Annotated in this window: 20 protein-coding genes; 8 read left to right on the top strand and 12 right to left on the bottom strand. The window is 62.6% G+C overall.

What is annotated here, in order from left to right:
- Nucleotides 1-169: 169 nt before the first annotated feature.
- Nucleotides 170-2,236 carry an HNH endonuclease signature motif containing protein gene (locus BAUR9175_RS02090; protein WP_101582831.1) on the top strand — a complete coding sequence of 689 codons (2,067 nt, stop codon included), beginning with the start codon at nucleotides 170-172 and terminating at the stop codon, nucleotides 2,234-2,236.
- Nucleotides 2,237-2,397: 161 nt separating this feature from the next.
- Here the strand turns inward: BAUR9175_RS02090 and BAUR9175_RS02085 are convergent, their stop codons facing one another.
- Nucleotides 2,398-3,993 (bottom strand): nucleobase:cation symporter-2 family protein, encoded by a 1,596-nt coding sequence (locus BAUR9175_RS02085; RefSeq protein ID WP_009884734.1) that lies wholly within the window; start codon nucleotides 3,991-3,993, stop codon nucleotides 2,398-2,400.
- A gap of 459 nt (nucleotides 3,994-4,452) precedes the next feature.
- Between BAUR9175_RS02085 and BAUR9175_RS02080 the strand changes: the two genes are divergently transcribed.
- The gene (locus tag BAUR9175_RS02080; RefSeq protein ID WP_096160097.1) at nucleotides 4,453-5,901 is read left to right on the top strand and encodes an 8-oxoguanine deaminase; all 1,449 of its coding nucleotides are present in this window, start codon (nucleotides 4,453-4,455) and stop codon (nucleotides 5,899-5,901) included.
- 46 nt (nucleotides 5,902-5,947) lie between these two features.
- On the opposite strand, the gene BAUR9175_RS02075 is transcribed toward BAUR9175_RS02080, so the two are convergent.
- Nucleotides 5,948-6,433, bottom strand: a complete 486-nt coding sequence (locus BAUR9175_RS02075; protein WP_096160096.1) for a hypothetical protein — start codon at nucleotides 6,431-6,433, stop codon at nucleotides 5,948-5,950.
- Between the two features lie 145 nt (nucleotides 6,434-6,578).
- Between BAUR9175_RS02075 and BAUR9175_RS02070 the strand changes: the two genes are divergently transcribed.
- Nucleotides 6,579-7,028: a DUF2871 domain-containing protein gene (locus tag BAUR9175_RS02070; RefSeq protein ID WP_009884737.1), complete on the top strand. Its 450-nt coding sequence runs from the start codon at nucleotides 6,579-6,581 to the stop codon at nucleotides 7,026-7,028.
- Nucleotides 7,029-7,110: 82 nt separating this feature from the next.
- On the opposite strand, the gene BAUR9175_RS02065 is transcribed toward BAUR9175_RS02070, so the two are convergent.
- Together BAUR9175_RS02065 and BAUR9175_RS02060 are read right to left on the bottom strand one after the other, a co-directional pair.
- Complete coding sequence (locus BAUR9175_RS02065; RefSeq protein ID WP_096146210.1) at nucleotides 7,111-7,593, bottom strand: GyrI-like domain-containing protein; 483 nt, start codon at nucleotides 7,591-7,593, stop codon at nucleotides 7,111-7,113.
- Nucleotides 7,594-7,671: 78 nt separating this feature from the next.
- Entirely contained in the window at nucleotides 7,672-7,974 is a 303-nt protein-coding gene (locus BAUR9175_RS02060; RefSeq protein WP_164513765.1) for a MerR family transcriptional regulator, read from the bottom strand.
- A gap of 112 nt (nucleotides 7,975-8,086) precedes the next feature.
- On the opposite strand from BAUR9175_RS02060, the gene BAUR9175_RS02055 reads away from it, so the two are divergent.
- Nucleotides 8,087-8,866, top strand: coding sequence for a type 1 glutamine amidotransferase (locus BAUR9175_RS02055; protein ID WP_101582881.1), 780 nt, complete (start codon nucleotides 8,087-8,089; stop codon nucleotides 8,864-8,866).
- A 139-nt stretch (nucleotides 8,867-9,005) separates the two neighbouring features.
- Complete coding sequence (locus BAUR9175_RS02050; RefSeq protein ID WP_096146212.1) at nucleotides 9,006-10,739, top strand: alanine/glycine:cation symporter family protein; 1,734 nt, start codon at nucleotides 9,006-9,008, stop codon at nucleotides 10,737-10,739.
- Between the two features lie 129 nt (nucleotides 10,740-10,868).
- On the opposite strand, the gene BAUR9175_RS02045 is transcribed toward BAUR9175_RS02050, so the two are convergent.
- The 8 genes from BAUR9175_RS02045 to BAUR9175_RS02010 all read right to left on the bottom strand — a co-directional run bounded on the left by BAUR9175_RS02045 (nucleotide 10,869) and on the right by BAUR9175_RS02010 (nucleotide 18,456).
- Complete coding sequence (locus tag BAUR9175_RS02045; RefSeq protein WP_096146213.1) at nucleotides 10,869-11,702, bottom strand: hypothetical protein; 834 nt, start codon at nucleotides 11,700-11,702, stop codon at nucleotides 10,869-10,871.
- A complete protein-coding gene (locus BAUR9175_RS19290) occupies nucleotides 11,699-12,469 on the bottom strand; it encodes a DUF6114 domain-containing protein (protein ID WP_180959192.1) in 771 nt (256 codons plus the stop codon). The genes BAUR9175_RS02045 and BAUR9175_RS19290 overlap by 4 nt, the downstream gene beginning before the upstream one ends.
- Nucleotides 12,469-13,086, bottom strand: coding sequence for a DUF6230 family protein (locus tag BAUR9175_RS02035; RefSeq protein WP_009884744.1), 618 nt, complete (start codon nucleotides 13,084-13,086; stop codon nucleotides 12,469-12,471). The genes BAUR9175_RS19290 and BAUR9175_RS02035 overlap by 1 nt, the downstream gene beginning before the upstream one ends.
- Nucleotides 13,087-13,387: 301 nt before the next feature.
- The gene (locus BAUR9175_RS02030; protein WP_096146214.1) at nucleotides 13,388-14,920 is read right to left on the bottom strand and encodes an AbgT family transporter; all 1,533 of its coding nucleotides are present in this window, start codon (nucleotides 14,918-14,920) and stop codon (nucleotides 13,388-13,390) included.
- Nucleotides 14,921-15,099: 179 nt separating this feature from the next.
- Nucleotides 15,100-15,906 (bottom strand): creatininase family protein, encoded by an 807-nt coding sequence (locus BAUR9175_RS02025; RefSeq protein WP_083248596.1) that lies wholly within the window; start codon nucleotides 15,904-15,906, stop codon nucleotides 15,100-15,102.
- Complete coding sequence (locus BAUR9175_RS02020) at nucleotides 15,903-16,619, bottom strand: FadR/GntR family transcriptional regulator (RefSeq protein ID WP_096146215.1); 717 nt, start codon at nucleotides 16,617-16,619, stop codon at nucleotides 15,903-15,905. Before BAUR9175_RS02020 ends, BAUR9175_RS02025 begins: the two co-directional genes overlap by 4 nt.
- Nucleotides 16,620-16,677: 58 nt before the next feature.
- Nucleotides 16,678-17,655 carry a CE1 family esterase gene (locus BAUR9175_RS02015; RefSeq protein ID WP_164513909.1) on the bottom strand — a complete coding sequence of 326 codons (978 nt, stop codon included), beginning with the start codon at nucleotides 17,653-17,655 and terminating at the stop codon, nucleotides 16,678-16,680.
- A gap of 147 nt (nucleotides 17,656-17,802) precedes the next feature.
- Nucleotides 17,803-18,456, bottom strand: coding sequence for a GntR family transcriptional regulator (locus tag BAUR9175_RS02010; RefSeq protein ID WP_096146217.1), 654 nt, complete (start codon nucleotides 18,454-18,456; stop codon nucleotides 17,803-17,805).
- A 191-nt stretch (nucleotides 18,457-18,647) separates the two neighbouring features.
- Between BAUR9175_RS02010 and BAUR9175_RS02005 the strand changes: the two genes are divergently transcribed.
- The 3 genes from BAUR9175_RS02005 (at nucleotide 18,648) to BAUR9175_RS01995 (ending at nucleotide 22,799) form a co-directional block, all read left to right on the top strand.
- Nucleotides 18,648-19,664, top strand: a complete 1,017-nt coding sequence (locus tag BAUR9175_RS02005) for a 1-aminocyclopropane-1-carboxylate deaminase (RefSeq protein ID WP_069599156.1) — start codon at nucleotides 18,648-18,650, stop codon at nucleotides 19,662-19,664.
- A 296-nt stretch (nucleotides 19,665-19,960) separates the two neighbouring features.
- Nucleotides 19,961-21,355, top strand: coding sequence for an NAD-dependent succinate-semialdehyde dehydrogenase (locus BAUR9175_RS02000; RefSeq protein ID WP_101582828.1), 1,395 nt, complete (start codon nucleotides 19,961-19,963; stop codon nucleotides 21,353-21,355).
- Nucleotides 21,356-21,575: 220 nt separating this feature from the next.
- The gene (locus BAUR9175_RS01995; protein ID WP_096146219.1) at nucleotides 21,576-22,799 is read left to right on the top strand and encodes an MFS transporter; all 1,224 of its coding nucleotides are present in this window, start codon (nucleotides 21,576-21,578) and stop codon (nucleotides 22,797-22,799) included.
- The last annotated feature ends 106 nt before the right edge of the window (nucleotides 22,800-22,905 follow it).

Genomic DNA, 22,905 nt, shown 5'->3' with positions numbered 1-22,905 from the left:
TGTTTCCACCTTCCGTAGTGATGTCCCTAGGCCTTTCATATTAAATGTTTGATCGATTGAAGATCGAACAAGAGTGATGTTTGTTATCTAATCGTAATGTTAAAATATACGGTTTGCGACTAGAATTGAGGTAGGCACTCACAGCGACGTGAAGATCAGGTGACCACCAGTGAAGATTCCCTCCGATTCCGACAACACCGGATCCGAGCCTGGTCGCAATTCCGCTGGCCAGACTGAATCCGACAAGACAGTGCAGGATGCCGCGGCCGAGCAAGCAACCGATGCAGACACCGGCGGACCCGAACCTGAACCCGAGCCTGATGCTGACGGAACGGATACGGGGACTGGCGGGGCGGGTACTGGGCCGACACATTCCGCTCGTCGCCTTCGTATCGATGCTGATTCTCCTTTCGCCGAGGCGGCACAGGTGTTTGCCGCCAGCGATCAGGCTCAGTTGTCGGCTCTAGACGTCTCGGCAGAGCTGTTCTTCAATGAGACCGTCGAGAATCTGCGGCTCTACAATCCCCACCCCGGGCAGCCTTATGCTCATGCGACGATCGCCGAAACCGTCCGCAGATACCACCGTGAGCGCCGTTCTTCCGCGGCCGCGAAGCGCAAGAAACGTAAGAGCAAGCTTCCGCCCTTTCCCCGTTTCCGGTTGGATCAGACCTTCTACGGTTGGGTGCATGAACTTTCGCAGGCCGAAGACATCGCGGAATTCACCACAGTTCTAGGGGCGACAACTGCACGAGCATATGTGCAGATAACTTCGGCGATGACCCTCGTACATGGGTTGCCCAAATTCTTTGCCCGCTGCATTGCCGGCGAGTTCACCATCGAGCACGTCCATGCCACTGCTCATGCTTGCCGCGACGTGAAGTTCGAAAACCTTCCACTCATCGATGAATACCTTGCGCAACGTCGCGCAGACATCACGATTGAAACCTTCAGGAAGTCCTTGGGCATGAAGATCGCAGTCCTCGAACCCCTCGAAGAACGTGTGGAAGAGGCCAGCAAACGTCGACGTGTCGACATCACGACCACCCCCGATGGAACCGCCTATCTCACTCTGGCCGGACCCGCTCCCGAACTGCAGGCCTGCTACCTGCGGATCGCGGCGTTTGCGCGGGCGATCCGATCGGGGAACATCGCAGCATTCAACGACCAGTTGGAGCCAGGCGCCGCGATCGACGACGACCGTGGAATCGATGCCCTCATGTTCGACATCCTCACGCGGACCATCCCGCAGCTGAGCATCCAGGTCACTTCGACCGATACGACGACAGGGGAGACTTCGACGCGCGACATTCCGCTCGATGTGCCCGCTGAACAGACTATGACCCCGGCTGCTGTCGTCAATGCCGTGCAAGAGGGCGTTAACGGGGCCCGTGCTGGCAGCAATGGCAGTGTCGGCAAACTTGGCTCGGATACTGATGAGGACACAAGCGGGCCGGAAGTCGTTCTCACGATGCCCACTCACGAGCAGTGGTTGGACTCGCAGGCGAAGATGATCACCACGGTTCCTTTCCTTACGCTGGCGGGATCCGCAGAACTGCCCGGAACATTCTCCGACGGTTCTCCGATCCCAGCAGAGACCGCGAGGCGCGTTGCCAAGCACGCAAAGTCCTGGACGCGGATTCTCACAGATCCGGCAACCGGCACACCGGTGGATGCCAAGGCGGCGACCTACCAGATACCCGAAAATGTCCGGCAGACTTTGATTGCGAAATGGCAGGCCTGCACGATTCCCGGATGCACACGCAGAGCGGAGACCACGGAGATCGACCATGTCGTGCCGTTCGACCATGAGCATCCGGCGGATGGTGGGCTGACGCGATTCGGCAATCTCCACCCGCTGTGCAAAATGCACCATCAAGCAAAGACAGATCGCAAATACTCGGTGCGAATGAACCGGGCAGGATTCGTTCAATACGTCTTCCGACACGGACTGAGCACCGAGGTGGCGGCAGGTGACCATCCGATCAACGCCGCCCACGCGAAGGTGTTCGAGGAACTGCAACGGCAGGCGGCCCCAACATCTGACCCGCCGAAGTCGACAACCCGGCCAGCAGGCGAGAGATGGCACGGAGACACACAGATCTCTGAGGGGTGCCCCGGACCAGCCGCTGCCGATGGACAGGCAGGGTGGGTGAAGAACACCCCCTTGCTTAGCGGTCGCTCAACCGTGAATGAGAACGAGTGGATCTGGGACTCCGGCGGCCCACCGCCGTTCTGAGCCTCCGGCCCCAGCGGTCAGTTTCGGACCACGGTAGCCAATTTACCGACCCAAACAGCCAGCCGCCGGTGATGTGTGCGTGTGCACCACCACCGGCGGCTGGAACTGCCTGCTTCGTCCGAGAGAGTCAGGCCGTCCTTCGGGCCGTTGACCCGTAAGGGTCAGTCTTCGGTCTCTTTGATCACTCGACGCACGTCATCTTGAGTCTGCGCCTCTCCGCTCTTGATCGCCTCCACGACCTTCTCGTGCTGCTGCTCCGAGACAACAGGAACTTCCTCACCGTTGCAGTCCACGATCTTCCCGTCCTTGACGGTGTCGCCTTCTGCCAACAGTGCTTCATGGTTGATGAGGCGCTCGAGCTCGTCCCTGCGGATGACTCGACCGGTGCCTGCGACAAACACCGAACGCTCGGTGCGGTCCTTGCTTCGCACGCCGATGTGGTTGAAGACCAGGTTGAGCAGCACGGCCATCAGGGTTGCCGAGGAGATTCCCGAGTGGAGGATGATTCCGACCCATGAGGGGAAGGAGTTGTAGAAGTCGGGCTGGACGACCGGGATGATGCCGAACGCCAAGGACACCGCCACCAGGATCATGTTGAGGTTGCCCTCGTACTCGACCTTGGACAGGGTGCGAATGCCCGACGCTGCGACTGTGCCGAAGAGGACGATGCCCGCGCCGCCGAGGACGGGGGAGGGAATCGCGGCAACGACGCCGCCCATGACAGGCAGCAGGCCGAGAACGACGAGGATGACACCACCGGCGGTGACCACGAAACGGGACTTCACCCCGGTGATCGCCACAAGTCCGACGTTCTGGGCGAAGGCCGACTGAGTGAAGGAGTTGAAGATCGGTGACACTGCCGAGGACAGCATGTCCGCACGCAGACCATTCGAGATCCGCTTGGAGTCGACCTTGGTCTTGACGATTTCACCCACCGCGATGATGTCTGCAGTGGTCTCTGCGAAGGTGACGATGATGACGATGAACATCGAGATGATCGCTGCCGCAGAGAACGTCGGCATTCCGAAGGCAAACGGCTCGGGGAACGCGAACACGCCGCGATCGAGGACCTGAGAGAAATCGGCCCAACCGAAGATGAGGCAGACGACAGTACCGACGACGATTGCCAGAAGGATGGACAGGCGGGAGATCGCGGCCACCGGAATCCGGCTGAGGATGAGGACGATGGCCAGGGTGCCGACGGCGATGAGGATATTGCGACCGCTGCCGTAATCGGGTGCCTCGGCGTTTCCGCCCATGGCCCAACCTGCGGCCACCGGCATGAGGGACAGGCCGATCGTCGTGATGACGGTGCCCGTGACAACAGGTGGGAAGAACTTCACAATGAGCGCGAAACCTGGGGCGACGATGAGTCCGATCGCCGAGGCTACAAGGACTGCGCCGAAGACCTCCGGAAGCCCTTCACCTCCCGCGAGGATCGACGTCATGGTGGCAACGCCTGCGAAGGACACTCCCTGGACGAGAGGCAGCTGCGAGCCGAAGAACGGAACGCCGAATGACTGCAGAATCGTGGCCAGCCCGCCCACGAACAGGCATGATGCGATGAGTACGCTGACTCCGGCGCCATCAAGTCCGGCGGCTTTGCCGATGATGAGGGGCACAGCGATGATGCCGCCGTACATGGTCAGAACGTGTTGTAGACCGTAGGCGAATGAGGTGCCGACCGGGAGTCGTTCATCCTCCGGACGGGCAGCCTCTGCCTGTTTGCCCTTGGGTGCCTGCTTTGATGTCGACATCTATCTCTCCGTTGAGTTCTTCCCTGAGCGACAGCCTCGGGTTCCCGGCCTGGGTGGGCGATGCGGGTGGTCGACTGAATGTAAGGGATCGGTTTCCATACTTCCAAGATGTGAAAGTATCTTTCCTTATCGCAAAATGCTAGGTGAATCATCGGGGGATGGCAAACTCATTTCGTGATCTGCCACACATGCTAGAGTGCAGTCTTGCCGGTACATGCTTCGGGGACAAATCAGAGCCACCTGAAGTGTATGACGTGTGGTTGCAGCGCAGTCGGTTCGGGGTCGGAAAGACCCCTTGCCGATACATCCGCTTCGTGACTTGTTCGTCATCGCACGCGCCGGACGGCGGAGCAGCAGACGCCGATAAACCTGAGCTGGTGGCGCTTCGCCCCCAGTGAAGTCGCCACAGAGCAGTCGATCGGATGATTCGATCGACACCAGCACTGAAAGGCGGCAAGAATGACCACAGGCACTCGGTTCACAGGCACCAGTTCCACAGCAGCGACGACCAACCCGACCGGCTCCACGCTGTGGCTGCGCAATCCCATGGCTGTCCATCTCGGGCGCGACGTCGACGCGGCGCAGGCTTCCGGCGGCATCGTCATCGACAAACAGTCCGGAACCATCGTTGAACTCGTCCCTGCAGGTGGTGAGCCCACCGGTGGGGCGCAGTCCGTCGCCGAGGTGGTCGATGCAAGCGCGCACGTGATCACTCCGGGTCTGATCAACACCCACCATCACTTCTACCAAACCCTGACGCGAGCGTGGGCTCCCGTGGCGGACCTGCCGCTCTTCGGGTGGCTGACGAACCTCTATCCGGTCTGGGCCCGGCTGACGCCGAAGGCCCTCGAACTGGCCACCACTGTGGCCATGGCCGAACTCCTCGAATCCGGATGCACCACAGCCGCCGACCACCACTACCTGTTCCCGACAGGTATGGACGACGCGATCGACATCCAGGTCGAGGTGACCAGAAAACTCGGCATGCGGGCCATGCTCACTCGCGGATCCATGTCCCTGGGGGAGAAGGACGGCGGGCTGCCGCCGCAGCAGACCGTGCAGGATGCAGACGTCATCCTCGCCGACTCCCGCCGCTTGGTCGAGGCCTACCACGAGCGTGGAGAGGGTGCGCAGGTCCAGATCGGCTTCGCTCCCTGCTCACCCTTCTCCGTGACCACCGAACTCATGCGCGACAGCGCGATCCTCGCCGAGGAGCTCGACGTCCGACTCCACACGCACCTCGCGGAGACCTTGGACGAAGAGGAATTCTGCCGGGAACGATTCGGGCTGCGCACCGTCGACTATCTCGAGTCCGTGGGGTGGCTCAGTGACCGATCCTGGCTGGCACACGGTGTCCACTTCGATACGGATGAGATCACCCGCCTCGGCGAGGCAGGAGCCTCCGTGGCGCACTGCCCGACCTCGAACATGCGCCTGGCCTCGGGCATCGCCCGAGCCGTCGAACTCGAGGATGCCGGGGTCAACGTGGGTCTCGGTGTCGACGGATCGGCGTCGAACGATGCCTCGAACCTCATCCGCGAGGTCCGGCAGGCTCTCTACATTCAGCGTCTGCGCTACGGTTCGGAGGATGTCACCTGCGCTCGCGTCCTCGACTGGGCCACCAGCGGATCCGCTGGTGCTTTGGGCCGTGAGGACATCGGAAGCATCGAGGTCGGAAAGCAGGCCGATCTGGCGATGTTCCGCCTCGACGGACTTGCCTTCTCCGGCTCACACGATCCGATTCCTGCCCTCGTGCTCTGCGGAGCGGAGAAGGCGGACAAGGTCATGGTCGCTGGTCAGTGGCGCGTTCTCGACGGCAATGCGATCGGGAGCAGCGGTGAACAGCTGGACAAGGAGGCGCTCATCGCGGCCCACCAGGAGGAGGCCCGCAAGCTCGTGGCCGGCTGAGACTCACCCCCGAGCTGAACCCAGCCCAGCCTGCCCGGCCCTGATCTCAGCTCTCGGGCTTCCGGAACACCTCGCGCATGTGATCGCCGGTGAGGAAATCGCCGACGCCGATCATGATGAGGCTGAAGACGATCTGCTCGGTGATCATCCAGATCGGGTAGAGGCCGGGGATGGCCGCCATGACGAGGGTGATGACCGGGAAGATCTGGGCGAAGAGGCGCAGCCGCTGGTAGCCCCAGTAGTAGCCCTTCGTCGAGCGCCAGAAGAAGTAGAACAGTGTGGCGGTCATCGCGAGGACGACGACGGTGCGCATCCAGACTGCGAACGGCACGGGTTCGCCGTTGCCGGCGATGATGACAGCGACGACGACCGCGCCGACGCCGAGGACCAATTCGAAGGCAAGCAGCCCCGTGATCCACGCGAACGCGCGTTTCGTCTTCGGATGGGCGAGCCCCTCGGCGGGAACGATGAGTCCTGCTTTGCTGCCGCCGGCGATGCGGTCGATCTTTGCGAACAGATTCTCCTTGGACATGCCTTCAGGCTAGCCGTCCTTGACCCGGATTCCCTGCGAAATCGGGAGGTTTGAGGGTGTGAGGACGAACATCAATCAAAAGTTGGGAACAGAGTTCAATCCTCTGGGTCAGGATTCGAATGCCGGATCTTGATGAAGTAGAAGCATGAAGAAAATATTTAACGCGGCATTCGCATACATGATCATCGGCGTCCTCTCCGGCCTGTTCTACCGGGAGTTCACCAAGGCCAACGACTTCCCAGAAGGAGGCTTCACTCAGCTCAGCGTCGTCCACACCCACCTGCTCACGCTCGGCTTCATCGTCCTGCTCATCGTCCTCGTCCTCGACAAGGTCTTCGGTCTCTCGGGCACCAAGATGTTCTCCTGGTTCTTCTGGACCTACAACGCCGGCATCATCCTCACCGCCGGCATGATGGTCTGGCACGGAATGCTCACCGTCCTCGGCCAGGAGTCCAGCGCCATGATCTCCGGCATCGCCGGGCTCGGACACATCGCGCTCTCCGTCGGCATGGTTCTGCTCTTCCTGTCACTGCGCAAGGCCATCGTCGCCGACAAGGCCGTCACCACGGCCACCGCTTCGTCAATCGCCAACTGACCACTCAAACACCGCCGCCGAGGTGGTGCCGGGGTCCGCGTTCAACGACATCATCGTTGAGCACGGGCCCCGTTTCGTGTGCCTAGCGGGTGATCGGCTGCTGGAGTTCGACCACCCAGTCAGAACCGTCGCCGTCGTCTTCCTCCAGATAGATCTCTCGACAAGGACCGTTGAGCGAATAACCTTGGTTGAGACACCACTCGCTCAGGTGCTGCCAGCTCGCACCGATTCTGCTCATCGAACCCTCGTGGATGAGAGTGGCAGCAGTGCATGGCGGCAACTCGATGGTGTCCAGTTCGGTGCTGGTGGGGCCGGTTGTGTTGAGACCGTTGCCATCGGCCGAGTTCATGCGGTAACCGCATGTGACCTCGGTGCCCGCCTCGGAATCGGAGTAGAGCCCGACGCCGACATCGAGGTCGCCACCGGCAGCTATGATCTGACCAGCGACTTTGCCGGATAGTGGGCCGATCTCCGAGGTATCAAACGGGGGTTCGCCGAGCAGGACAGTCGTGCCGATGATTCTCTCTGCCGGCAATTCCTTGATGACGGAGTCCGGGAACTTCATGGTCGTCCTTTCGATGAGGGCCAATCGAAACTCGATTTCGGCCAGAGATGCTGCCGCGACCTCTTGTTCGGTCTGCAGCTAATGGCGACGGAGAGTGAGCATGTCGACCAATTCGCTGGTACTCGGCTCGGAATCGAGGAGAACACTGATTCTCTTCAGTGAAATCCCCAGCGAGCTCAGCGCCATGATTCGGTTCAATCTGGTCAACTGCGCCACCGAGTAGCTGCGGTGGCCGCTGAAGCGATCGACGTGCTGCGGGATGAGCAGGTCCAGCGCCTCGTAGTGCCGGAGCATCCGGATTGACACCTGGCCGAGCCTGGCGAATTCACCGATCCTCATGCGGTGTTCACTTCGTCCCATGTCACCTACTCGTGTCGTCATCACCATTGACCCACCTGACACGATGTCAGATTCAAGACTCTGCCAAAACTAATCCAATCTCAGCTCCAAGACTATGTCGACGGCACCGATTCGCATCGGTGACAATGACTCCATGAGCGAATTGAGAATCCTGGTCATCGAGCACGAAGACGGCGCGGGGCCGAAGCGGTTCGGCGACTGGCTGAGAGAGGCCGGCGCCGAGGTGGATGTCCTTCGCCCCTACCTCGGCGACGAAATCCCTACCGCGCTTCAGAGCTCAGCCGCGCTTCACGGCTCAGCCGCGCTTCACGGCTCAGCTGCCGATGACGGCTATGCCGCTCTCCTCGTTCTGGGAGGATCCGCAGGGCCTCTCGAGGACACGGTCAACCCGTGGCTGCCCAAGGTCAGGAGCCTGCTGCGAGACTCGGCGGCGGGGGAGTTTCCCAGCTTCAACATCTGCCTCGGTGGCGAGCTGTTGGCAGCAGCCAGCTCGGCGAGGATCTTCCGACGTGATCGCCCCCAGATCGGGATCTACGATCTGCACACCACCTCGGCGGGGGAGAAGGATCCTGTGTTCGCGGCCATCGCCGGCGGACCGGGAGAGACGATTCCCGCGGTCCTCTTCCACCAGGAGGAGATGGAGCTGCCCGAGGGCGCAGAACTCCTGCTTACCGGCTCCGACGCACCCGTGCAGGGGTACCGGGTCGGCGAATTCGCGTGGGGCACCCAGTTCCATCCCGAGTCCGATGCCGCGCAGGTCGCACAGTGGCTGAGTTCGGACCCCCTCCAACTGCCCGAGGGCAAGACCAACGAATCCATCAGGGCCGAGGTCGCCGAGGCGGACGCCGGGCTGGTGAGAATCAACCGGGCAATCGCGCACAGCTTCGTCGACTTCCTGCGCCGACGCCAGTGACCTCGGGAAAGCCCGGTGACCTTGGAGTTTGTTGAAAGCTGAACGTTAGCTGACAGCTCGTGGAGTTCTTGCTAGGTTGTTTTCAGGCGCCGGTGCCGGACCGATCCTCCGGACGAATCGCAACCAAGCGCCCGTGAGAATGAACTCCATAATTGAAAATTCTGACCAGATCCACGACATCGCCGTCCTGGATTCCATCCCGATCAATGCCGACCGGATGACCACCGCTTCCCACGCCGTGGCCGAAACCCAGGCGGCCGCAGACATCACGGCCGCTTCGGGCATCGACCAGGCGATCGAATCGTTCGTCGGTCCGATCGCCCAAGCCTTCAGCAACGTCGTGTTCTTCGAGCTCTCCATCGGCGGAGTCGGCATCCCCCTCATCGTCGTCTGGCTCATGGCGGCGGCGGTATTCCTCACCGTCTACCTGCGCTTCCAGCCCATCAGGGGATTGAAGTACTCGATCGGCATCATCCGCGGGCGCTTCACCCGCAAAACGGATCCGGGCCAGGTATCGAGCTTCCAAGCCCTCGCGACCGAACTCTCCGGGACGGTGGGGCTGGGCAACATTGCCGGCGTCGCTGTCGCGATCACCGTCGGCGGACCCGGAGCCGCCCTGTGGATCATCATCTTCGGCTTCTTCGCCATGACCGTGAAGATGGCCGAGGCGACTCTCGGCGTGAAGTATCGGAAGATCCAGGCAGACGGCACCGTCTCCGGTGGGCCGATGTACTACCTGCGCGACGGTCTGGCCGAAATCGGGCGCCCCAAGCTCGGCAAGTTCCTCGCGGTCTTCTACGCGATCGCCACCGTCATCGGAGTCATCGGTGCGGGCAATCTGTTCCAGGCCAACCAGGCCGCGGCGATCCTGGTCAAAGCCACGGGCGGGGACAGCAGCTTCCTCGCCGACAAGCTGTGGCTCATCGGCGCCGTCGTCGCGGCGCTGACGGCACTGGTCATCCTCGGCGGGATCAAGAAGATCGGCCAGTGGACGTCGAAGCTGACTCCGATGATGGCGATTCTCTACTTCCTCAGCATCCTCGTCATCCTCGTCATGAATATCGGTGAGATCCCGCATGCCTTCGCACTCATGTTCACCGGTGCCTTCACCCCTGATGGTCTCACCGGCGGAGTCATCGGTGTGGCCATCGTCGGTATTCAGAGGGCCCTGTTCTCGAACGCCGCCGGCATCGGTTCGGCGGCCATGGCCCACGCAGCATCGAAGACGACGAAGCCTGCGACCGAGGGCTTCGTGGCGATGTGGGAGCCGCTCATCGACTCCGTCATCATCTGCACCCTGACCTCATTGGCGATCATCACCACCGGTCTCTACGGGTCGAGCTCGGAGGATGGGATCGGTCTGACCTCCGAGGCGTTCGCGACGGTGGCCGGATGGTTCCCGATCCTGCTCACCATCTGTGTGGTGCTCTTCGCCTTCTCGACGATCCTCGCCTACGGATACTACGGCCAGCAGGCCCTGGGATATCTGACGGGGAATTCGAAGAAGGCCGATAAGGCCTATCAGATCTTCTGGATCCTGGCCGTCATCGTCGGTGCCTCCATGTCGCTGGAATCGGTCATCGCGTTCTCCGATGCCATCTTCTTCCTCATGGCCTTCCCCAACCTGCTGGGCCTGTACTTCCTGTCCCGGATTCTGCGCCTTGAGATTCTGCGGCTGCGCAAACGCATCGACGTCGGCGTGATGCGTGAGATCACACCGGCCGAGCTGCAGGTCGGCATGGGTGATCATGAACCGACCGCGGAGCAGATCAAGGCCGCCGAGGCGGGACGTCGTCGTAAGCGCGACAAACTACGTGGGGTGCGGGATTCGCTCAAAGCCAAGAAGCTGGAGCGTGCGAAGAGGGGCGACTGAGCAGGGACGAATGAAGATGAGCAAGGACGGATGAAGAGGCCCGCCGTTTCCCAGCAGTACGCAATGCTGGGAAACGACGGGCCTCTTGTAGGTGACGCGTGTGCGACGAACGAGTCGACGCGGTCGTGATCAGGCTTCCTTGAGCTCCTGGTCGGTGTTCGAGTAGTTGATCGATTCGGCGGTGGAACCGACCAATCCCATCGTGACTCGCAGGAGTCCAGGTTCGACATCGTCCATGGTCGGCGGCGTTTCGGGACCCAGGGTCAGCGAATCGCCGTTCTTCGTCGTGGCGGTGATCGAACCGATGTACACCGTGACATCGCCCTTGAGCGTCATCGTGTCAGCGGTGGTCAACAGTCCTTCCTTCTCCTCCGGCGGACGCACCGTGAGGGAGAACCCGTCGATAGAGATCTCCTCGGCCTGGATCTTCAGCGTGGTGATCTTCCCGCCGTCGGCGGTCGGAACAGCTGCGAACGAGATCCCTTTGAGCCCCTTGAATGACAGTGACTCAGAGCCCATGGCCGCGGGAGTCTTAGTGAAGATCGGAGCGTTCTCATCGAGCTGAGCATCCTTCGGGAAATCGCCGTTCAGCTCCTCATCATCCGGCTCTTCATCTGGATCCTTGACCCCCAACCCACCTGGATCGGTGGGCTCGTCTGACGGTTCGTCTGTAGGCGTCTCGGAAGGTTCATCCGTCGGCGTCTCAGTCGGTTCGTCTGTCGGTTCGTCGGTGGGTCCCGGCGACTTCGGATCCTTCGGCTTCACGGGAATCTCCGGAGAGATCGGTGCCGTGGGCTTCACATCCGGACTCGGCTCCTTCGATTCCGAATCCTCACATCCGAACAGCGGATTGCACAGTGGAGATGAGTGAGCCGGTGCTGCCGCTGTCACTCCCACAGCAGACGGGACGATGAGGGCAGCTGCCGCCAGGAGCGACGCCGTGCGGCGGCTGGGCGCCCTCATGCAACGCCCTCTTCACCTGCGGATTGAGTGTCTTCCCTCCGCCCGGCAGCTGGTGCCTGAGCGTCCGAGCTTGGAGCGTCGGACTTCGGCTTCCGAGGTCCCATCCAGGCGACAATGAGAATCGATCCGATCGAGGACAGCAGCATTCCGAGGATGAACCCGCCGAGGTTGACCCCGATGAGCGAGTAGACCGAAAGAACGAGAGCGATGATCCCGTAGAACACGTGATGCGTGGGCCTGAACATCGACAGGAGCCCGAGCACCACGAGAGCGATCGGAATGACCGTGGCCTGCAGACCCTCGATGCCGAACTGAACCTGCAGGTTGCCGGTGTCGAGCTGCCCGGAGAAGAAGAGCTCGACTCCGCCGAGCACGGCCAGCACTCCGCCGATGAAGGGACGCTGGCGACGCCAGTTCCGGAAGCGGTGACGCTTTGGGGCATCCTCGCGACCGGTTCCCTTGCGACCGGTTCCTTCACGAGCAGCATCTTCACTAGCAGCATCTTCGCGATCGGCTGCTTCGTGACCCGCCGCTTCGCTACCGGTCGCTTCGTGACCGGCTGCTTCGTTGGTGGCATCCTCACGATTGGCATCGTCACGACCGGATGTCGCAGCGGCGAATTCGGCCGTCTCAACGGTCGATTCGGGCTGGGCCTCCACGCGCTCACTGTTGCGGCGTGATCGGCGGGACAACGCGAGCAGATTCGTACGCTGCACGGAGTCCTCCTGCCTGTCGGTCTGCTGATCGTTGATTGCGGCTTCCTTCATCAGAAGCACGTCTCGGATCCGTCAGTGAGCTTCAGCTCCATGTCCTTCAGGGTGAACACGGAGGCTGTGGTGCTCCACGAGTCCTGTTCCAGCTTCTTGATCGAGATTGTGTCGGCGTCCTGGGCGAAGTCGCCCTTGGTCCCCTTCTCCGCAGTGTTGACGTCGGATGCGTCGACGCCGATGCGGATGTTCTTGAACTCGGCGTCGCCACGGAGTCCCGTCATGCCGATCTGCAGGTCCTTGGCCGATGCAGGAGTTCCCTTACCGCCGGCCTTGATGAGCACACCCACCTTGCCCATCGGCGTGTCCGCGACTGCCGACTGGCAGAGGTTCTCCAGCGTGGCGTCCTTGATGTTGGCGGTCACAACCGAGTGCTTTCCACCCTCTGCGTCCTTGGCGTACCCGCTGTACTGGGAGAAGCCTGTTCCCTCGAGCTGCGAGGAGGTGATCTGGAACTGAGTTCCTGACACCGCGAATGAAACTGGAACAGCGCCCTGAGCTACCCCGCCCATCAAAATGGCGGAGACGACACCCGTAGGAATCGCGACTAGGGCGATTCGACCTGTGTGTGATCTGCCGATCTTGCGGATGCTGTTGCTGAGCTTCGGGAACTTCATTGATCCTCCTCCGGAGGCCGACAGCTATGTCGGCGTCGCACCGTGACGTATCTCGTCTCGTTGTGATGTATGTTACTGCGGGGTGTTACCGACGAGTATATCGGTCATTTATATCGAGTCAATAACTTTTCTGGGCGCTTTTTCGACAACGCCTGTGGAAATACCCCTTGTGCTATCGGTGCCGAGGGTGGAAACAAGGTTCCTGACCAGGAGTGGAACCATTTCGGTGAACCATTGTGCAGGTGTACCTGCTGCGGAGTGTCGAGCGAATGTCATTCGCAGTCTCTCGCGCGCCAGATCATCACCGTACGGGGGCGTCCGGTCCGAGTGGAATTCCCAGGCCCCACCAGAGGAAGAACAGCAGGCTCCACATGATCGTCATACACACCGCCAGCGGCAGGGTGTGGGAGGCGAGGGTGCCGATGCCTGCGGACTTCTGATAGCGCTGCATGAAGCCGAGGGCCAGGATGAAGTAGGGGCTCATCGGGGTGATCGAAGTCGAACCCGAGTCGGCGATGCGGAAGAGGGCCTGCGAGGTCTCGGGTGGGACGTCGAGGAGCATGAGCATCGGCACGATGACCGGGGCCATGATCGCCCACATCGCCGAGCCTGAGGTGATGAGGACGTTGACGATCGAGAGAACGATCAGCACGAGGATGAAGATCACCCACGTCGGCAGCCCCAGGCCGGTGAACAGTTCCGAGCTCGACACGGACACGAGCATGCCGATGTTCGTCCACGCGAAGTACTCGAGGAACTGGGCGATCGCGAAGAACAGGACGAGGACGGGGGCCATGGACACGATGCCCTGGCTCATGAGCTTGGGGACGTCGGCGAACTTCTCAATCGTGCCCTCACGGAACCCGTAGACCATTCCGCCGACGCCGAAGATCATGGCGATGATGAATGCGATGCCGGTGAGGAACGGGGACTCGCCGATGGGGCCGTCCCCGCGCAGGGGAGCGTTGTCCGGGACGACGAGGACGACGACGAAGAGGAGCATCGCGATCACTGCGAACATCGAGTACCGCAGCGCCGACCGCTCCTTGGCGGTGATGACCAGGTCTTCGTGTTCGGCGTCCTCGTCAGCTTCGAGGTTCTGACGCTTGGTGAGCACGAGTTCGGTGACGATGGTGATGACGATGGCCAGCAGGATGGAGCTGGCGATGTTGAAGTACCAGTTGCCGATCGGAGTGACGATGTAGTCCGGATCGATGATGTTCGCCGCCGCCGAGGTGATTCCTGCGAAGATCGCATCATTTGGAGTCGGGATGGGGCTGGCGTCGTATCCCGAGGCGATCGAGGTGTAGGCGACGATGACGCCGAGGACGGGGGAGCGCCCGACCGCCTTGAACACCATGCCGCCCAAGGGGACGAGGATGACGTAGGCCGCTGCCGAGGCCACGTGGGAGACCGTGCCCATGAAGGCGACGGTGAAGACGATGAGAGACGCGGGGACCTTCGCGATCGAGACCTTCATCGCTGTGGACAGCAACCCGGTGCGCTCGGCCAGGGCCACTCCCATGATGACGACCATGATCGTGATCAGCGGCGGGAAGGACTGGTAGGCGGCGAGCGAGGTGCTCACCGCCATCGCGATCCCGTCGCCGCTGAGCAGATTGTTCACCGGCGTCCATTCCCCGGTGCCGGGGTCGTTGACCCCGACTCCCATGGAGGAGAGAACGAGGCTGAGGACGGCGAGGATTCCGGCCAGGATCCAGAACAGCCAGAAGGGGTGCGGGAGTCTGTTGCCGACGTTCTCGATGACGTTGAGGAAGCGGATGACTGCTGGGAGGCGTTCCTGAGTGGGCTTGTCCGTGGTGGTCGTTTCCATGTCTGGCTCCTGTTTTTCCAGGTGGTGAAGGAGCATTTGGGCACGACTCGGCGCGACCCGTGAACTCCATTGGTCAGAGAGATGGGACTGAGGTGGTGAAGGTGTGACTGAAGTGAAAGGTGTAGCTGCGGTGAAAGGTGTGGCTGCGGATCGTTGGTGGGATCAGGTGCGGGCGGCTGTCATAGACGCAGCATCTCCTTGGAGTAGGAGACGAGTTTCGCAATGATCTCGCCGAGGATGTCCTCCCCGGCCGTGACCGTGGCCGTGCGAGGGTCGCCCAGAACACCGTTGTCGGCGTATCGGTCGAAGGTGACCGCGCTGGACGGTGATTTGGTCCGGGTCAGGCGTGCTCGCGGAGACAGCTCGTCGAGTGCCGTGGCACCGGCAGTGAGTCGAGATGAGTCGACGAGGCTGTCGTCGATGGCCAGCATCTGCGAGGTCTCCGATTCACCCGAATGCCCACTGACCTCGGTGCGTGGCAGCTGGGCGGTCGTCTCGGTGGCTAGGCCGCTGACCGGTGAGTAGGCGAAGGCGAGATCCGGGTGGGAGCTCAGCAGCACCTGTTGGGCGACCCCGAGAGCGGCGATGTTGCCTCCGTGGCCGGTGACCACGAGGATGCGGGTGAAGCCGGAGTCGCAGAGCTGACCGGCCACGGTGGTCACGATGTCGACGAAGGTACGAGGGTCGAGGCTGATCGTGCCGGGCAGGTTCCCGTGATGAGGAGACACCCCGTAGTCGATGCTGGGGAGGACGAAGGCGTTGGGGGATTCGGTGCTGCCGGCGAGCTCCTCGGCCACGGCCATGGCCACGTGGTCGGCCCGGATGCTGTCGGTGCTCAGCGGCAGCCCGTCGCCGTGCTGCTCGCAGGCGCCGACCGGCAGGATGAGGAGGGCGTCATTCGCCTTGGCAACCTCGACCTCGAGTGAGGTCAGCTCTCCGTACTTGCGGACCTGTGGTCGGATCTCGGCCACGCTCTGCCGGGTCACTGTTCGGTTCCTTCAGTGGTGGTGGACTCCGACGAATCGGCTGCAGACTGTTCCGACCAATCGGCCAGCACCGCGGCTTTGATGCTCTCGAGGTGTTTGCGCGTCCGGTGCGATGCTTCGAGGCCATCGCCGCGCTTGATCGCATCGAGGATGTCGGCGTGCTCGTCGTGGTCGCGGAGGCGATCGTAGGTGAAGCGGGCCGCCTGCTGAGTGCGGGAGTGAATGGCAAGCAGGGAGACGAGCATTTCGTGCAGCGCCCGATTCCCCGAGGCCTTGGCCAGCTCGACGTGGAAGTGACCCGCGGGCACCTCGGTGTGCAGCTGCAGGGCGTTGTCGACCGCGGTCTCCATCGTCTCCACGGCACTGTCACCTTGGACGCTGGCCGCGAGTTCCGCGATGCCGGGTTCGATGGCGATGCGTGCATCGAGAAGCTCGATGGCTGCGGCGAGATCCACGGGCACGTAGTGCGGATTGTCGAGGATGCGACGGTTGATCGCCTCTCGCACATAGGTGCCGGAACCGTGCTTGAGCTCGACCGATCCTGTGGCCTCGAGGCGGCGCAGGGCCTCGCGGACGGTGGGGACGGTGACCTCGAAGCGCTCAGCCAGGGCCTTTGCCGAGGGCAGGGTCTGACCGGGCTGCAGGTTCTGGGTGCGAATCGTGCCGACGATCTCGCGGGTGAGTCGTTCGACGAGTCCGATGGGTGCTGTCATGGCACTCTCCTTCAAGTGTTTAAGTCATCTAATCACTTAGTGAATCGTGTGTCAAGGGTCACTCGTGGGCAGGTTCGGCCCTCGGATGGTCCTTGAAGAACTCCCACAGGGTGTCCGTGGCGGAGAAATCCTGCGTGACATATCCACCACCGCTGTACATGGTCTCACCTGGCCAGACGTGACCGCCGTCGGCAACAGAATAGAGTTCGACATCGACTCCGTCCCGGCAGTTCTGCCACTTGGTGCGCACGACCTTCTCACCCCTCTTGCCGACCTTCCGATCCTTCGAGCCGGTGCAGTCCGCGGCCTCGGCCCAGGGCTCCAGCCAGGTGCGCACCGATGGGTAGGTCTCGCCCTGGCGCTCGCCTCCCTCGTAGTGCATGGTGGCGTCGCCCGTGCCGTGGATGGCGAGCATCGGCGTCGGTTCGGAGTAGTCGCAGCCGTCGAAGGACTGCGGGTAGTAGGCGCCGGCGATCGTGGCAAAGGCGGAGAATCGGTCCCGCAGCTGGCAGGCGAGGACCGAGACCATGCCGCCTCCGTTGGATTTTCCGGTTGCGAAGACGCGGTTGAGGTCGATGCAGAGGTCGTCCTCTAGCGAGTCGAGGAGGTCGGCGACGAAGCGAACGTCATCGGCGCCGCTGGCGTAGGGCGCGCCCTGCCAGGAGCGTTTTCCGTCCTCGGCGATGCCGTCGGGGAAGACCGTGATGGCAGGCAGTTCGGGAAGTCCGGTGTAGTTCTGAAACTCCGCCCCATCGGAGCCGCGGCCGTGAAAGCCGAGGATGAGCGGCATCGGCGAGGTGATGTCGTAGTCGCGGGGGATGTTGATCCGGTAGGTGCGATCCTCTCCCGCCGAGGTGATCGTTCCCTGGTCGTTTCCGGGCTTCTGCTCGACTCCGCATCCGGGTGAGGAGCGGCTGTCTGCTTGGTTCGGCGGGGTGGCGGCCGCGGTCAATCGTGGGGTGAGGGCGAGGGCCAGGCTGAGCAGGAGCGCCAGAGTCAGGCCGATGGACAGTATGCGTTTCGTCGTCGAATGCATTGTTCTTCCTTTGATCGTCGGTGATCGTGGGCGCCACTCTACACGAGACATCTAATCACTTGATGACTTACTGTGGGTGCGATCGACCCAGGGGCGTCATCGGGCTGTGTTGGCAGGCGGAAGTGGCGGGGGAGTCAGCAGGCTCAGTCAGTCGGCGCCGTGGCTGGTCAGCGTCGACCAGTTCTCGCAGGTCAGAGCCATTGCTCGATCGGCCTCGCCCGTTCGGACGGCGGCAATGATCTGGTCATGCTGCTCGGGTGAGGCCGAGCCCTTGACGGAGTCGAAGTGCAGATATTCGGCTCGCCGGAGTGTCGCGGTGACGACCTCGAGGTGTTCGGGAATGAGGGGATTGCCGCTGCGGACCAGGGCCACCTCGTGGAATGCGTCATCGGCGGCGATGGCCGCGTCGATGTCGGAGTCTCTCAGTGCCGATCTCAGCTCATTGTTGGCGGCTTCCATTGCGGAGACATCGGATACGTTGAGGTTCGGGAAGGCCAGGCTCATGGCCAGGGCGTGCAGTTGGGCCGCGATCTGGCGAGCGTGGACGACTGCCTCGGGATTCTCCGGCGCCACGCGGGTCATGCGTCCGGGCTCTGCCACGACCAGTCCAGCCTGTGCCAGGCGTTGAAGCGCCTCCCGGACGGGGGTGCGCGAGACCTGCAGCCAGGCCCCCAGCTCCTGGTCGCGCAGCTGTTCCCCGGGTGCCAGCTGGCCTCGGACGATGGCGTCGCGGATCGAGCGGTAGACGTCGTCGCGCAGCAGTCTGCGCTGGGGAATCGGTGCATTCGTGGGAATCGGCACTCTCGACCTCTCTCGATCCTGTCGTTGGGGTGATCTGCTCGGCGGTCCTGGCATATGGGATATCGTGCTCGACCCATTGTAGTCCTTCGCAGAATGCAATATATTGCATATCGCAAGGACTCATCACCGGCTTCACCAGACGACTCCAGTTTCACCAGACCACACCGGCTTCACCAAACGAAGAGGGCACCATGGCAATCACCGATTTCGAACGTTACCCATTGACCTTCGGGCCCAGCCCGGTCCACGAGCTGAAGCGACTCAGTGACCGCCTCGGCGGGGCCCGGGTATGGGCCAAGCGCGAAGACGTGAACTCCGGACTCGCGTTCGGCGGCAACAAGACCCGCAAGCTCGAATACATCGTTCCCGACATCCTCGCCTCTGACGCGGACACGCTCGTCTCGATCGGCGGCTACCAGTCGAACCACACGCGGCAGGTCGCGGCCGTCGCGGCACACCTGGGACTGAAGTCGCGGCTCGTCCAGGAACGCTGGGTCGACTGGGACGATCCGGTCAACGACAAAGTCGGCAACATCGAACTCTCCCGCATCATGGGCGCCGATGTGCACCTCGACTCCGCTGGATTCGACATCGGCATCCGCTCGAGCTGGGAGAACGCCATCGCCGAGGTGGAGGCCGCAGGTGGCAGGCCCTACCCCATTCCGGCCGGTGCCTCGGAGCACAAATTCGGTGCACTCGGCTTCGTCAACTGGGCCTACGAGGTCGCAGAACAGGAGAGGGAGCTCGGCGTCTTCTTCGACACGATCATCGTCTGCACGGTCACCGGCTCCACTCACGCGGGAATGATCGCAGGCTTCGCCGCGCTCGAGGCGGCCGGAGGTCCCAAGCGCCAGGTCATCGGCATCGACGCCTCTGCGACCCTGGACAAGACCCGTGACCAGGTCAAACGCATCGCGAACAATGCCGCTGACCTCATCGGCCTCGGTCGGGAGATCACCGATGCTGACGTCGACATCCGCTCCGGCTGGGAAGGCCCTGCCTACGGCATCCCCGACGAGACGACCGTCAACGCGATCCGCACCACCGCCGAACTCGAAGGCGTCATCCTCGACCCCGTCTACGAGGGCAAGTCGATGGCGGGGCTGCTCGACCTCGTCGGAAGCGGCACGGTGGCGAAGGATTCGACGGTCCTCTACGCCCACCTCGGCGGACAGCTGGCGCTCAACGCCTACAGCTCCATCTTCTGAGGCTCTCTGTCTCGACGCGGCGTTGAACGAGCGCCGCAGGGCGGTGCAGAAACCGTGAGTACGACCTGCCGAGGATGCGGATTTCGTGACATTGTCCGCGAAATCCGCACAACCTCGGCGAGACCGCTCCAGGTCGTCACGCACTGATGATTCCCCCAGGTTCCGGCACTTGTTGCACACGTCACGTGTTGATAGCGTGAGAGGCAGGCATACGCGATCCGTCGATTTCGGCGGCAACAGCGATGCAAACGCCTTATCCGGCGCTACAAGGGCGTCGCTAGTCAAAGGAGTCTGGAATGAGCAATGTAGGCAGTGCTGCAGGCGGCTACCGTGTCGAGAACCCGGCCACGGGCGAGGTCGTCGAATCGTTCGACAACGCCACCGATGCGCAGATCGAGGAGGTCCTCGACGCGGCTCACAAGGGCTACCTGGCCTGGCGCGAGAAGACCATCGAAGAGCGCGGCGCGATCGTGAACAAGGTCGCCGCCCTGTTCGGTGAGCGCAAGGAAGAACTCGCAACGGTCATCGCCTTGGAGATGGGCAAGCCCGTCGCCGAAGGCATCGAGGAAGCCGAGTTCTGCGAGGCCATCTTCAACTACTACGCGGACAACGGACCCAAGTTCGCCGCGGACGAGCCCATCGAATCGATGTCGGGCGGCAAGGCCTTCATCCAGCGCCGACCCGTCGGAGCACTCCTGGGCATCATGCCCTGGAACTTCCCCTACTACCAGGTTGCGCGCTTCGCTGCGCCGAACCTGGTGCTGGGCAACACGATCATCCTCAAGCATGCGGAGATCTGCCCCCGGTCATCGGCGATCATCGCCGACATGATGAAGGAAGCCGGCATCCCGGAGGGCGTGTACAACAACATCTACGCCACACACGAGCAGATCGAGACCATCATCGCCGATGACCGCGTCGAAGGTGTGTCGCTGACAGGCTCCGAGCGGGCCGGCTCGGCCGTGGCCGCGACTGCAGGCAAGAACCTCAAGAAGGCCGTCCTCGAACTCGGCGGATCCGATCCCTACATCGTCCTCGACACGGACAACATGGACGAGGCCGTCGACCCCGCATGGGGCACCCGCCTCTACAACACCGGCCAGGTCTGCAACGCGAACAAGCGCATGATCGTCATGGACGACATCTACGAGGACTTCGTGTCCGGGCTGACTAAGCGCGCCCAGGATTGGACGAAGGGCACCCCCGACGAGGCGGGCGACGGCAAATATTCGCCGATGTCCTCGCGTGGTGCCGCGGAAAACCTGCGCAAGCAGCTCGACCGTGCAGTCGAACAGGGCGCGACCCTCGTTGGCGGCGAACTTGCCGACGACGGTTCGGCCTATGTCTCTCCTGCCGTGCTGACCGGAGTCACCTCGGACATGGACGCCTACCGTGAGGAGCTCTTCGGCCCCGTGGCCACCGTGTACAAGGTGGGCAGCGACGATGACGCTTTGAAGCTGGCCAATGACACCCGCTTCGGCCTCGGCGGCGCCGTGTTCGCGAAGGACCCCGAGCGTGCTGCGAAGCTGGCTCAGCGTCTCGACGTGGGCATGACGAACGTCAACACCCCAGGTGGCGAAGGTGCGGAGATTCCATTCGGCGGCACCAAGCGTTCGGGCTTCGGCCGCGAACTGGGCCCCTACGGCATGGACGAATTCGTCAACAAGCGCATGTACTACGTGGCTGACTGACTACAGCGCTGACTGATGCTGAGTCGGTAGCCTGATCCCAGCTGGAGGCCAGAAAGTCTGCGGCGCGGGGCATGACATTGAGGAACTTTTGGTGCGGAATCCGAGGTGATTTCCGCACCAAAAGTTCCTCTTTTTGTGCTGGGATATGATTTCGCGGGCAGCGGATGTGAGTCTTGTCCGACCCTCGACACGCGTGAGAGGGCGCCGATAGCGTCGGTGCATGCCGAAACTGCTTGTCCTCGGCCTCTGCGCCGGGTACTTCCTCGTCCTCCTGGATGTGACTGTCGTCAACGTCGCACTGCCGCAGATTAACGCTGATCTGCAGGCGGGACAGGCCGGGATGGCCGGGGTCGTCAACGCCTATACCTTTGTCCTCGCCGCCCTGCTGCTGGCCTTCGGCGCGATCGGGGACCGCTGGGGCCATCGTCGGATCGTGATCGTCGGGTTCCTCTGCTTCTTCGCCGGCTCATTGGCCTGCTCGCTGTCGCCGACGATCGAGGCACTCGTGGCCTCACGCGGACTGCAGGGTGTTGGCGCCGCCGCAACGATGACCGGCACCCTGGCGATGCTCTCGGAGTCGGCCGCCGATGACCGGGGGCGCAACAAGCTCGTCGGACTGTGGGCGGCACTGGGCGGGGTCGCGCTGCCGATCGGGCCCCTGCTGGGCGGGCTGCTCGTCGAACTGGACAGCTGGCGGGCCGTGTTCTGGCTGAACCTGCCCATCATCCTCGTAGCCCTCATTCCCATCGTCGTGTTCTCCTCGCCGAGGCGGGACCTGGGTGCCGCCGAAAGCTCGGATTCCGATGCACGGCCAGACCACGCTGGCTCCTCGGGCGCATCGCGATCGAGACTCCTGCTCGCCTGCATCGTCGCCGCACTGATGAACGTCTGTGTCCTCGGCTCCCTGTTCCTGCTCACCCAGTTCTTCCAAGACGATCGCGGACTGAGCCCCCTCCAAGCGGGGCTGGCCACTCTTCCCGCACTGCTGCCGATGCCGATATTCGGGGCATTGTCGGGGAAGATCAGTAACCGCCTCGGCGTATGGAGGACGAGCGCACTCGGGCTCATCATCGCCGGCGTGGGACTCGGGCTGATGGGGTTGACCGTGTCAGGGCCGAGCCTGTGGGGGCTGTGGCTTGCGCTGGTTGTGTGGGCGATCGGGGTCGGGATCCTCACCCCGGCGATTGTTGCCGCGGCGATGCATGCGCTGCCACAGCGACCGGGATTCGCCTCGGGCGCGGGAAGCACCGCCCGCAACGTCGGCGGAGCCGTGGGTGTGACGGTCTTCGCCGCTCTCTACACGGTCGACACCGGAATCCTGATGGCAGGAGCCGGTGTCGTGATGCTCGCCGCCTCGTTCATCTGTCTGGGAGTGCAGCGCTGGTCGCGAGTCAGCCGCCCGGCTTTGCCCGCAGGCGATGTTGGAGCTGAGGTCAGGCAGTGAACCGTTCGACGTGACTAGGTCTGCGACGTGATCCCACTCCTCCTATACTGACTCGTGTGTCGGGGGTGACGATCCCGGCGGCTGACCGAGGACCCCGGATCCAGCC

The organism is Brevibacterium aurantiacum, from assembly GCF_900169065.1.
In the GTDB taxonomy this organism is placed as follows: domain Bacteria; phylum Actinomycetota; class Actinomycetes; order Actinomycetales; family Brevibacteriaceae; genus Brevibacterium; species Brevibacterium aurantiacum.
Note: the sequence above shows the minus strand (reverse complement) of the source record. Positions and strands in the feature narration are given on the sequence as shown.